The sequence below is a fragment of the Roseibium denhamense genome (assembly GCF_009711415.1).
Lineage (GTDB): Bacteria > Pseudomonadota > Alphaproteobacteria > Rhizobiales > Stappiaceae > Roseibium > Roseibium denhamense.
This window is the reverse complement of the sequence record NZ_SMLZ01000116.1, coordinates 383170-395468: the sequence shown is the minus strand read 5'-3', so window position 1 is coordinate 395468 and position 12299 is coordinate 383170. Positions and strand designations below refer to the sequence as shown.

At 58.1% G+C, this 12299-nt stretch carries 9 protein-coding genes; 2 read left to right on the top strand and 7 right to left on the bottom strand.

All coding sequences use genetic code 11. The features are described 5' to 3' along the window. Nucleotides 1-3: 3 nt before the first annotated feature. Nucleotides 4-1641, bottom strand: a complete 1638-nt coding sequence (locus tag E1180_RS21675) for a fumarate hydratase (RefSeq protein WP_155194768.1) — start codon at nt 1639-1641, stop codon at nt 4-6. A 236-nt stretch (nt 1642-1877) separates the two neighbouring features. Between E1180_RS21675 and E1180_RS21670 the strand changes: the two genes are divergently transcribed. Further along, the gene (locus tag E1180_RS21670) at nt 1878-2504 is read left to right on the top strand and encodes a LysE family translocator (protein WP_155194766.1); all 627 of its coding nucleotides are present in this window, start codon (nt 1878-1880) and stop codon (nt 2502-2504) included. Between the two features lie 30 nt (nt 2505-2534). On the opposite strand, the gene E1180_RS21665 is transcribed toward E1180_RS21670, so the two are convergent. Genes E1180_RS21665 through E1180_RS21655 form a run of 3 tightly spaced genes read right to left on the bottom strand, consistent with a single transcriptional unit; the run spans nt 2535 to nt 4344 of the window. After that, nucleotides 2535-3092, bottom strand: coding sequence for a YceI family protein (locus E1180_RS21665; RefSeq protein WP_155194764.1), 558 nt, complete (start codon nt 3090-3092; stop codon nt 2535-2537). A gap of 13 nt (nt 3093-3105) precedes the next feature. Further along, nucleotides 3106-3702, bottom strand: a complete 597-nt coding sequence (locus E1180_RS21660) for a cytochrome b (RefSeq protein ID WP_155194763.1) — start codon at nt 3700-3702, stop codon at nt 3106-3108. Nucleotides 3703-3759: 57 nt separating this feature from the next. Then, a complete protein-coding gene (locus E1180_RS21655) occupies nt 3760-4344 on the bottom strand; it encodes a YceI family protein (RefSeq protein ID WP_155194761.1) in 585 nt (194 codons plus the stop codon). A gap of 409 nt (nt 4345-4753) precedes the next feature. Between E1180_RS21655 and E1180_RS21650 the strand changes: the two genes are divergently transcribed. Further along, on the top strand, nt 4754-5476 hold the full coding sequence (locus E1180_RS21650; protein ID WP_208997297.1) for a glycerophosphodiester phosphodiesterase: 723 nt from the start codon (nt 4754-4756) through the stop codon (nt 5474-5476). Between the two features lie 152 nt (nt 5477-5628). On the opposite strand, the gene E1180_RS21645 is transcribed toward E1180_RS21650, so the two are convergent. The 3 genes from E1180_RS21645 to E1180_RS21635 form a co-directional block, all read right to left on the bottom strand. After that, the gene (locus E1180_RS21645; RefSeq protein ID WP_155194759.1) at nt 5629-7089 is read right to left on the bottom strand and encodes an NAD-dependent succinate-semialdehyde dehydrogenase; all 1461 of its coding nucleotides are present in this window, start codon (nt 7087-7089) and stop codon (nt 5629-5631) included. A gap of 266 nt (nt 7090-7355) precedes the next feature. Beyond that, nucleotides 7356-7802, bottom strand: coding sequence for a helix-turn-helix domain-containing protein (locus tag E1180_RS21640; protein WP_155194757.1), 447 nt, complete (start codon nt 7800-7802; stop codon nt 7356-7358). A 145-nt stretch (nt 7803-7947) separates the two neighbouring features. Beyond that, nucleotides 7948-12297: a translocation/assembly module TamB domain-containing protein gene (locus tag E1180_RS21635; protein WP_155194755.1), complete on the bottom strand. Its 4350-nt coding sequence runs from the start codon at nt 12295-12297 to the stop codon at nt 7948-7950. Nucleotides 12298-12299: the final 2 nt, after the last annotated feature.

Below are 12299 nucleotides of genomic sequence, written 5' to 3'. Positions count from 1 at the left end.
CGGCTACCCCAAGTTCAGTTCCTTGAAGAAGTCGTTGCCCTTGTCGTCGATGACGATGAAGGCGGGGAAGTCCTCGACCTCGATTTTCCAGACGGCCTCCATGCCGAGTTCTTCGAATTCAACGACTTCGACCTTCTTGATGCAATCCTGGGCAAGGCGCGCGGCCGGGCCGCCGATGGAGCCCAGATAGAACCCGCCATGGGCCTGACAGGCGCGGCGGACTTGCGGTGAGCGGTTGCCCTTGGCCAGCATGACCATGGAGCCGCCGGCAGCCTGGAACTGGTCCACAAAGGAATCCATGCGCCCCGCTGTGGTCGGGCCGAAAGAGCCGGAGGGCATGCCATCGGGTGTCTTGGCGGGACCTGCGTAATAAACCGGGTGGTTCTTGATATAGTCGGGCAGGGGCTCGCCGGCTTCCAGGCGTTCGCGCAATTTCGCATGGGCCGCATCCCGGGCGACGATCAGCGTGCCGGTCAGCGACAGACGGGTCTTGATCGGATGCTTGGTGAGTTCTGCGAGGATCTCGGACATCGGTTTGGTCAGGTCGATCTTGACCACGTCGCCGCCAAGATGATCGTCGGTGATCTCCGGCAGATACTTTTCCGGATGCATTTCCAGCTGTTCCAGAAAAATGCCGTCCTTCGTGATCTTGCCGACGGCCTGACGGTCCGCCGAGCAAGAAACAGCAAGGCCAATCGGCAAGGAGGCGCCATGGCGCGGCAGGCGGATGACACGGACATCATGGCAGAAATACTTGCCGCCGAACTGCGCGCCAACCCCGGTTGCCTGAGTCAGCTTGTGGATCTCTTCTTCCATCGCCAGATCCCGGAACGCATTGCCGGCTTCGGACCCTTCCGTCGGCAGATTGTCGAGATAGCGGGCGGAGGCGTATTTCGCCGTCTTCAGGTTCATTTCCGCCGACGTGCCGCCAATGACGATGGCAAGGTGATAGGGCGGGCATGCGGCCGTTCCGAGTGTCAGGATCTTTTCCTTCAGGAAGTCGATCATGCGGTCATGGGTCAGAAGCGACGGCGTTCCCTGGAAGAGGAAGGTCTTGTTGGCCGAGCCGCCGCCCTTGGCCATAAACAGGAACTTGTAGGCGTCTTCGCCCTCGGAATAGAGCTCAATCTGCGCCGGCATGTTGTTCTTGGTGTTCTTCTCCTCGAACATGGAGATCGGCGCGAGCTGGGAGTAGCGCAGGTTCTTTTTGAAGTAGGCGTCACGGGCACCTTCGCCGAGCGCGGCATCATCGCCGCCGGACGTCCAAACGCGGCGGCCCTTCTTGCCCATTATGATCGCCGTGCCGGTGTCCTGGCACATGGGCAGGACACCATGGGAGGCAATGTTGGCGTTCTTCAGAAGATCGAAGGCGACGAACTTGTCGTTCTCGGTCGCTTCCGGATCATCAAGGATCTTCTGCAGCTGCTCCAAATGGCCGGGACGCAGGAAGTGGTTGATGTCCTTGAAGGCCTCTTCGGCCAGAAGCCGCAGGCCTTCCGGCTCCACCACCAAAACTTCCTCGCCGTTGAATTCGGCGGTCTTGACGTGGTCAGAGGTCAGCTTGCGGTAGGGTGTCGTGTCTTCGCCTTGCGGGAAGAGGGCGCTGTGCTGGTACTCTGGCGGGGTGACGGGCGCGTTCATGCAAAAAGCCTTCCTGATCTGGCTAGGGCTGAAATATCAGCCCCTGGCAAAAGGTCTGTGGCGTGTTCTTAAGCAAAATGTTGGAAAAGGCCAAGCCGACATAAGGTGCAAACGCTCTGCCTGCCCGGATTTGAAAGGCGTGGCCGTTGTAGTCGTAGCGGGTCTGTGAAAAAGTGCTTCTCAGGATCGTCATCCGTTCTCATCGTTTTCATGCAAAAAATGAAATTGGAAGTTCTATGGACCTGGCGTTTTGGGCCTTGTTTGCGTTGACTGTTTTCACTGCCTCGATGGTGCCCGGCCCGAGCACACTCATCGCTTTCACCCACGGTGCGCGTTTTGGCTGGAAACAGGCGCTTGCAACAGCGCTTGGAAACATGAGTGCTTCTGTGGTGCAGGCTCTCTTGGCCTGCGCTGGTCTTGGCATTGTGCTCGCCAAATCGGCCATGTTGTTCATGGCAATCAAGTATGCTGGCGCTGCTTATCTTGTCTATCTCGGCTTTTCAATGTGGCGAAGTTCTTCTGACGGGATCGATATGACCAGCGACACAAGGTCTTCCGGAGATACGAGCGGACGCCTTTACCGAAGCGGGTTTCTGGTCGCCGCAGCCAACCCCAAAGCGATCGTGTTTTTCACGGCTTTGTTTCCCCAGTTTCTCGATCCATCGGGAACAGCTGTTTCTCAGCTCACTGGTATGGTCATGTTGATAGCTCTTGTGTCTTTTTTAGTTGCCATGATTTACGGCTGTCTCGGTAGCCGTTTGAGTGCGCTGCAGCTGACGCGCCGTTTCATGGGGCGGGTTCACAAAACTATTGGCGGTTTGTTTATTGCCAGCGGTATCGGGTTGGCGGCCTCGCGCGGCTAAGAGCGGCCGCGCAGGCTCATCTGCAGTCTGTCAGCGTGTTGCGGTCAGATCCAGGGTTACGGTCACGGCTTCACCGACTGTATTGGTCGCAACGGTCGAGCCGAGGTTGTAGTTCAACCGGTTGAGCGTTGCCTTGCCTTCCGCTTTTGCCGTATCGCCGTCGATTGCAAGCGTGAAATCGAGTGTAACCGGTTGCGAGACCCCCTTGATCGTCACGGTGCCATCGGCGCGGTAGCTGGAGCCTTCGACACGCTCCACGCTTGTTGCCGTGAACTCGGCTTCCGGGAATGCGGACGTATTGAACCAGTCCTTGTTGGGCAGGGTTCCGTCGAACTGCGCATTGCCGGTGGTGGCGCTGGCCGGTGAAATCCTTGCGGAAATCTGAGCGGTTTCGGGCGCATCCGGGTCAAAGTCTATGGTGGCGGTCCATGTTCCGAAGGTGCCGCTCACCGTTCCGGTTCCCTGCTGCACCTCAAATCCGAGGCTGCTGCTGGACTGATCGACAGTCCAGGTCTCGGCAAGGGCGTGCGTCGTCGTCAGTGCCGGGGCCGCAAGGGCCACGGACAAAGCCAGTGATGTCAGTTTCATCTAGGGATATCCTTCAAAGCGATGATGAGGTGTCCGCGCGGGCCGGACCGGTCGAAACCATGCGTTTCAAGGTGTCGTCCCGGGCGATGAAATGGTGCTTCAAGGCCGCCGCAATGTGGGTTACGATGAGCGCAATCATCAGATACGCGCCGTATTTGTGAAGGACTTTAAACAGACCTTCTGCTTCTTCTTTCGTCCCAAGTGCCTCAGGCACCGGCAAATGCGGTATGGGCAGGACGTTAAAGACCACGGTCGGAATGCCCCAGGGCGATGCGGACACCATGAACCATCCCGTGATTGGAAGTGCGAAAATCAGAGCATATAGGCCGATATGGCCCAAATGAGCAGCCATGCGCTCCCAGCTCGCCATCCCGGTGGGGAGTTTCGGTGACGGGTTTGCAAACCGCCAGATAATCCGCATCAAGGCCAGGGCAAGAACAACAAAGCCAACCGATTTGTGGAGTTGATAGAGCTGAAACAGGTTCGGATCGGACTGCGGAAGCTGGTCAAGATAAAGACCGAAGGCGAGCATGCCCACGATCAGCAGCGCCATCGTCCAATGAAAGAAGATGGCGATACGGCCGTAACCTGAGGAAGTGTTCCGCAACATGTCGTACTCCGTGAGTGTCGGGACAGGACCGCCAGGGTTGGCGGTCCTGAAGTCTCATTAGTTGGTCGTATCCGCAATGAGTGTTTCCGCATGGAAGGTCACGGTGACCTCATCGCCTACGTAGGGCACAAACATGTCCATGCCAAAGTCAGACCGTTTGATGACGGTGTTCACAGCAAAGCCGGCCGCTTCTTTTTTTGCCATCGGATGTTCGCCGAGACCAACGACGTCGACCGTCAGAGTGGTCGGCTTCGTGATTCCCTTGATGGTCAGGTCACCGGTCACCGCCAGCTGGTTTTCGCCTGTCTGTTCGATGCTGGTGCTCTTGAAGGTGGCTTGCGGAAACTTTGCCGCGTCGAAGAAATCCGGGCTTTTCAGGTGCGTGTCGCGGTCCGCCCAGAAAGTGTCGAGGCTGTCGATGTTGATTGTGAACTCAATGGAGGAGTTTTCCGGCGTTTCCTTGTCGATCATCAAGGTGCCGTCCCAGTCGCCGAAACGGCCATCCGTTGTCGAATACCCCAGATGGTCGTAGGTGAAAGACAAGTTAGCGTGAGACTTGTCGAATTCATAAGCCACGGGCTCTGCGAGAGCAACGGACGTCAGAAGCGACAGGGACAGTGCAGAAGCTGCAAGACGGAACATGATCAAACCTCAAATTCTGGTGTTAGGGCTGCGTTCGCTCATGAACGCCACGCCGTCTTACATAAGCATCTTCGCATCTGCGGCAATTTGACTGACTGTTCGCTGGGATTGAACAGTTCCGTGAAAGCGGACCAATGATCCTCTGCTAGCAGGGCAGCCAGGAGATGCCTTTTATGGAACAACGTCCCCTGCGGATCGAGATGTTGCGAATCTGTATTTGATTGTAGAAATTAAGAACCACACGACCAGAGTGTTTTCGCCTGTTAACAAACTGAAATTGCATGGCATTAAAAACTGTCATCATAGCTTAAAGAAGTTCGGGCACCCCTAGGCCACTTTCCCGCAAACAAGGTTTTCATCCGGCCAGGCAGCCCAACGCTGTGGGGCAGGCGCAACAGGAGAATAAGACGTGAAACGTGCAGCTATCGTCTGTCATCGGGGCGCTTGTCTTCAAGCGCCGGAAAACACGTTTGCAGCGCTCGAAAAGGCAATTGAAATCGGCGCGGATGTCGTTGAATTCGATGTTCGGCCATCCCGCGATGGCGTGCTCTACGTGCATCACGATGAAACCGTCAACCGGACTACCAATGGAACGGGCCGGTTCGCAGACATGACGTCTGATGAGATTGACCAGCTTGATGCAGGCAGGTGGTTTCACGCCGACTTCGCGGGGGAATCGGTGCCCAGGCTAAGCGATTTTCTGGATGCCTGCCGGGGCCGGATCAAAACCTATGCGGAGATCAAGGAAGGGGACCCGGCTGAGGTGCGGGATATGTTGGCAGCTCGCGGTATGCTTGCGGACGCATGGACATTCTCGTTCGATCAATCCATCCGGGCGCAAGCGCGCGCGCAAGTTCCTGATCTCCGGCGCATGGTGCTGTTTGCCCATGTCGGATCTGTTGAACGTGCCGTTGCGCTGGACGCGCATATTCTCGAGTTTCACGAAGGCGATGTCAGCGAAGCCCTGGTTGCACAAGCAAAGTCTGCCGGGCTGATTACGCAGATGTTCTATGGCGGCAGTGACCGCGCAGTTTTTGAGACGGCCGTGCGGTGCGGCGTCGAACAAATGAACATCGATCACGTGGAGCTGTTCCGGGACGTGGAAAAGGCTCTGCTGGAACCCGTGACTTGACGCGGATCTGGCCGGCGCGGCTTAGAGTCCCGGCCGAATAGATTGAACATCCTTCCGATCAATCAGCCTGGGCGGGACGTTCTAACACCGTCTATAAAGAACAATTTTCCCGTGGACACAAACCAAGAGGCTCTTTTTCCACGGGTATCGCTCTAGAGGCCAAGGCCGCCGATACAGCTATATTTGATGTTCAGGTAATCGTCCAAACCGTATTTGGAGCCCTCATTGCCGAGGCCGCTGTCCTTTACGCCGCCGAACGGCGCAACTTCGGTGGTGATCACGCCCTCATTGACGCCGACCAGCCCATATTGCAGCTGTTCCATGACGCGGTAGGTACGCCCGAGACCGTTGGAGTAGAAATAGCAGGCCAGGCCATACTCCGTGTCGTTGGCCAACCGGATGGCGTCCTCTTCGGTCTCGAATTTGAAGAGACCGGCAAGCGGGCCGAATGTCTCCTCATGGGCAACCCGCATTTCCTGGGTCATTCCGGTCAATAGGGTCGGTGCGTAGAACGTTCCGGCGGTTTCGAGACGTTTGCCCCCGGTGACCAGGGTCGCGCCTTTTTCCAGTGCATCGGCAACATGGGCAGCCACCTTGTCAACGGCCGCCTCATTGATGAGCGGACCTTGGGTCGTGTCCGGCTCCATCCCGTTTCCGGGGCTGAGCTGTGCCTCCATGGCGGCTTTCAGTTTGTCCGCGAACTGGTCATATACGCCCGCTTGGACATAGATGCGGTTGGCGCACACACAGGTCTGTCCGGAATTGCGGAACTTGCTTGCTATTGCTCCTTCAACCGCGCGGTCCAGATCCGCGTCGTCAAACACGATGAAGGGCGCATTGCCGCCGAGCTCCATGGAGATTTTCTTCATGTGTTTGCCTGCATTAGCCGCCAAAAGCTTGCCAACGCGGGTCGACCCCGTGAATGTGATCTTGCGCAGATCGGGGTTTTCGCACATTTCCTCCCCAATCGCCGGAGCATCCCCGGTCAATATGTTGATGACGCCTTTTGGCAACCCGGCTTTATCCGCCAGTGCACCGAAGGCAAGCGCGGAGAAGGGCGTGAACTCAGAAGGCTTGATCACCATCGTGCAGCCGGAAGCGAGTGCAGCGCCAAGTTTGCGGGCAATCATCGAGTTGGGAAAATTCCACGGCGTGATCGCGCCTGCAACACCAACCGGTTCCTTTGTCACGACAATCCGCCGGTCAGCCCAGGGTGAGGGAATGGTGTCGCCGTAAATCCGTTTGCCCTCTTCGGCAAAGAACCGGATGTACTTCACGCCCAGGGCGATTTCCCCTTTTGCTTCGGCCAGCGGCTTGCCCATCTCGCTGGTCAGGACAATGGCAAGGTCGTCAAGGTGATCCATGATGGCATCACACAGGTTCACCATATGGGTTGCCCGGGCGTCCGCAGTCAGTGCTTTCCAGGCAGGCAAAGCGGAAGTGGCGGCTGCAATCGCGCGATTGGTCTCCGCCCGGCCGCACATTGGAACTGAACCGATGTGATCGCCCGTCGCCGGGTTTGTGACGGCCACAGTCTGGCCGCTGTCGGCTCCAACCCATTCCCCCCCGATGTAGTTGAGATCCTTGAAGATGGCAGGGTTGAATGATGACATCGGTCGCTCCTTGGAGGACGTCCGGGCCGGACGATGAAATGGAAAATACGAGTGGGCTATAAGGAATAGGCATCCGGCGAGAGGCTTGCAAGGCCGCTTGAAGGTCTATCTGCCGGGCCGGGCGGCAAGCAGACGTCTTTGCGGCAGCGCAGCAGCAACTGCGTGGGATGAGGTCTGCAAGCCCACAACCAACCTCATCCCGAAGGGCAAGTTTCCCGGTCCCGTTTACCCGGACTGACGCTCAACTTCTTTGAGCCGCAGAAGGATCAAACGCGGTTGATCTTGTCCTGAAGGTCGGCGATTTCGTCCGCAAGCGCCTGCGCCTGCTTCTGGATCCGGTCGAGCACACTGCGCATTCCGTCAATATCGGCAGGAGCTGCGGTGTCGTCGGTCAGCGGCGGCGTTCCCCGGCCGACAAGAAGCCATGTGGGGCTTACGTTCAGCACACCTGCAAGCAAAATCAATTTATTAGACCGAGGCTCGGACCGATCGCTTTCCCAGCTTTGCAAGGTTGAGGTCTTTATTCCCAGCCGCCGCGCCAGCTGGGCGGTGGAAAGGCCGGATGCGTCCCTTGCCTTACAGATACGTTCCCCAAGAGTGTAATCGGTACTGCTGTGTGCCATGCCTTCCTTGCCACCGGTATCGGGCACTTCCGCCAGATACACGGTTCCCCCAAGAACATTCAGATTATTTGATTTGGTTGTATTGGTCATGGCGGAAACCTTGCACATTCAACCGGTGCACCGCAACAGCCTGCCATGGAATTGTCGGTCGGAGCAAAAGAAACGGCGGGAATCCACTGTGTCCTTGTCAAAAATAGCGCCGGTAGAAAACGGGATGACGGCGCATGGCGCCGGATTAGTACTCCCGCTCGAAAAAAATGCCGGCCTTGGACTCGCCGTCTGCGCCGACCTCTCCACGGACTTTCAGGCCACGATCAAGATCGATATCGACCTGTACCCGGCTGGAGTCGCTGCCGGTGCCTTGTTCAACGCCGAGATAGATATTGTCATTGATGTACTTGCCGACGGCAAGCGAGGGCCCGTTGTCGCCATCCGTGTTGATATCGATGGCATCAAGGCCAAGGCCCTTCCGGATCTGGGCCAGAGGTCCACTGTCGCTGCCGCCCGTCAGGGTGGCGATGGCCGCTGCCAGGCGCGCAACCTGGGTCGCAGATAGGTTCCCAACACTTTTGCCGAACAACAACAGGGCAAGAACTTCGTCTTGCGGCAGCTCCGGCGAGGATGTGAAGCTGATTTGCGGGTCATCGGCCTGACCACTGACCGAAACCGTGATTGTGGTATCGCTAACGCTTGTCGTGGCTGCAAAATCGATGACAGGGGTCAATGACCCTTCGAAGGTTGCATTTCCGCGGGAGAATGTCAGGCGCCTCGTCAGGATATCGAGCTGGCCGCGCTTCAGGGAAAAGCTGCCGATAGCCTGGGGATCCGCGGTCGTTCCGACGATTTTCAGGTTGCCCTGGAGTTCGGCGTCCAGGCCGCGTCCGCGGACAAAGATGCGTCCCGGTGCAGACAGAAGCACATCCAATCTTGGCGGGACGGATTTCTGGCTTGATTGACTGGTTCTTTCGCCGCCGCCGCCAAGGGCCGCGACCTGCTTGAGGATGGCGCTTGAGGCGTTGATGTGCTGCACATCCACCGGAGGGATCGCACCTGGCAAGGATTCCGGGATCGAAACATCGGCTTTCTCTATCGTCACAGTGCCCCCGATCAGCGCTGACGAACTGGGAGATGCCAATGGGCCAGACACACTTATGTCCGCACTGACAATCGCTGTCACCAATCCGGGGTCTATGTAACGGCCTTGAGAAAGGTTCACTGAAAGGTTGGCTTGATTGCCCTCGGACATGCTGACGGTGCCACCTGCGGTCAATCTGCCACCCGTCGACAACTCCCCGGCAATACCGTTCAAGGATGCCTGATCCTGAGTAACGGCAACAGACCCGGTCAGGTTTTGGACGGTCAGCCCGGTCGACAGGCTTGTCACCCTGAGCCCGGATGGGGTGGCGGTGATTTGATAGGCCGGTGAGGAGGCAGTGCCAGCGACCGTGCCGGAAACCGATATCGTACCTTCGCCGCTGAGCCCGGCTTCAATGAGCGGACGCCGCAGGGCGGCAAAGGGAACCGCCCCCTCAAGACTGAGCGACAAGGGTGTCGGCGCATTCAGGCCAACCGTGCCGCTGGCGGTCAGGTTGAGGCCGTTCGGGTCATCGACCCGTGTTGTCTGTGTGACCGTATTGTTGGCCAATGTGCCGTTTGACGTGAGAGACAGGGCCGCCAGTCCGTTGCTTTGCATTTGTGCCGCGGTCAGTCCGGCCCCCGTGAGCGACCATGCCGCTTCCGGAGCAGACGAACTGCCGCTCGCCGTCGCTGTGCCGGAGAGCGTTCCGCCCAGCCCAAGGGAGGGCACGAAGGCATTGGCAAGATTGAGCGGTACATCGTTCAACTTGGCGGATAGATCGAGGTCCGCCCCTGCGGTCCCCGAAACACTCAAGGACCCGCTGCCGAGCTGAAGTTCCAGCGGCGTGATTTGCGCGGTCTGTCCGGCATAGGTGAGTGTCGCGGGTTGCGTCAGGCGGCTTTGAAGACCCTGATAAACAAGGGCAAGATCCGCAAGGCGGAGCTGATAGCTGGCGCTGTCCGGCTGGCTGAAGAGAGCACTCATCGTGAGCCCGTCCTCACTGCCGCTATCCAGCTTGATGTCCGCGTCGATCTGGGTCCCGCCATCGTCCGGAACGGCGGTCACCTTGACGGTATGAATTGGGCTGACATCCGTGATGATATCAGTAACCTCAATGTCCGCCGACAACGTGTCCGTCGTAAACGGCGGCGCGACATTTGCATGGAGTTTCACGCCCGAAACGCTGACCGAAGGAATTTCAATATCCGCGCCCGCCAGGTCGAGCCGCAGGGTCTTGTCATCGGGGTTCGCGAGCAAAGTTCCAGTCAGCGATCCGCCCAGTTCGGTCAGAGCAAGCGGGGAGAGCGTTCCAAGATCAGGCGCCGAGATATCGAGTTGCCCGCTGAGTGTTTGCACAGGATCTGACAGGTCGCCAACTGCAAGCGACCCTTTGATCGTGTTTCCGGCCAGAGTGATCGAGAGAGGGTTCAGATCAGCGCCCCCGTCCTTGCTCGAAAGTTCCACATCCACCGCAATCGGCTGTCCGTTGAGACTTGCTGTCGTCGTCAAGGTTGCTGTCGGCGCGTCAATATCGGCTACGGCTTGCGCGCTCAGCTTCAAATCATCCAGAGGCGTTCCGGCCAGCAGGATCTGCTTTGACGTAAGCTCCGCATCAACACCGAGTGCGTCCAATGCGCCGTTTGTTTTGATTTTGGCAGCGAGCGCGCCGGCGACCTGACTGTCGATCCGGGCAAGATCTTCAAGGATGATATTAAGATCTGCAGCAACTTCATCTGGCGAATAGGCAACGGTCCCGTCCGCTTGGAGCGCGGGTGTTTTGAGGCTCAGCGTCTCGATGGTGATGTTGTCCAGACCGTTTAGGTCAAGCTGCGTATCGAGCGTCGAACGGCCTTCAAACAAGGCATCCGCTTGCGGAACGCCGAACGCGAGGGAATTGCCTGTCAGGCCCACGGCGAGTGTTCCTGCAAGTTCAGACGGGTCCAGATCGAAGGCGAGGTCCGTTGTTGCCGTGCCCCCAAGGGAGCGCCCCGCCAATTCTGAAAACGAAGACAAGTCCTTCAGTCTGAGCGTCCCGTTGCCGGTCGCCCGCGCCGCACTCAAGGTCGTTTCGGCAAGGGATGCATCCAAGGGCCGGCTGTCCAATGTCAAAGCGGATACGTCGATGGATTGATCCTCAGCGTTTGCCGTCCCGCCCGCTGTCAAAGAGATATCTCCGGTAAGCGGTTTTGTTGCCGGAACCAGCCCTTCAAACGTCTTGATCGCGAGAGATAGGTCAAATGGAACGCGAAGGGATTCAGGGCGGAAATCGGCACCATTCCCGGAAAGGTCCAGGCGGATCGGACCGGTACGGCCCTCGGTTGTCTGGATGGTTTCCAAGGAGAGGTTCGACGTAAAGTCGACAGCCTCCAGGGGGCCGGACGCCTCTGCGGCCAACGACAACTGACCAGCGGCAAGTCTCCTGTCCGGCAGGTCCAAGGCGATCAGGCTGCCCGATCCTGCACCGACGGTCACATCCGCCTTTGATTTGACGACGCCATCAGCAATCGATCCATTTGCTGCCAGCTGAACCGTTCTGGTGGTGAGATTGAGATCAACGGACTTTGGCGCAAACTCCAGGGTGAAGGACGCGGTCCCCTTGGCTTTTGTCGTCCCCAGCAAAAAGGCCTGAGCGACCGGAGGCGCAAGCGGTTCCAGGTCACCGTCTAGATCAAACTCAAGGCGGCGCTCTGATTGGTCTTCGCGAAGCGTGGCAGAGCCGGTCACGGTTGTCCGGCCATCAAGAGCAAGATCGAGATCTGCCGCCCAATCGGTGAGGGGGCCTTTTCCGGACAGATCGAGGGTCAGGGCAGGGAGGTCCGGCAGATCAAGCAGCTTGGCTGCCAGGCCATTCCGCGGTTCCGATGCTTTGATATCAAACGCAAGGATGCCTTCAGAAGGGTCAAATTCGGCATTTGCAGTCAGTCCGGCGGCAACACCGTCGATCCGCGTTGCATCAAGCCGGGCGGACAGCAAGGCCGGATCGAGGGCCAGGGCGCCCGCGCCGGTTATGGACAAGGAGACGGGGTCACCGAGAACAGCCGGTCCAATATTGATTTCATTGAGAGAGAGGCTCTCAAGGCGGATGTCGAAGGGAACGCCCACCCCACCGGCTGACGCCGCCGGGCTCTTCTGTGGGGCGTCTTCCGGACCGGAGCTCGTTGGGGTTCGATTGAGATCAATCCGTTGTGCCGTGATTGTTTCAACATCAATCTCGCCGGCAAGCAGCGCTGCTGGTGACCAGGTGACCGCAGCCTGGTCCAGTTCGAGCCAGACACCCTCCTGGTCTGAGAGGGCTACTTTGGCGACCGATGCATTCAGTCCGAAGCTCAAGTAAAGATCCGATATCTCGATTTTGAGTGTATCGGTGGACGCAAGTGTGCTGACGACATTAGACACAAAGGTCCGCCCCGCCGGGACCTGGAGCACGGCAATCGTGGCCACGGGAATGAACACTGCGGCAAGTGTCAGGAACGCGAGGATCCTTAAGAAGAGTGATAGCAAACGCATAT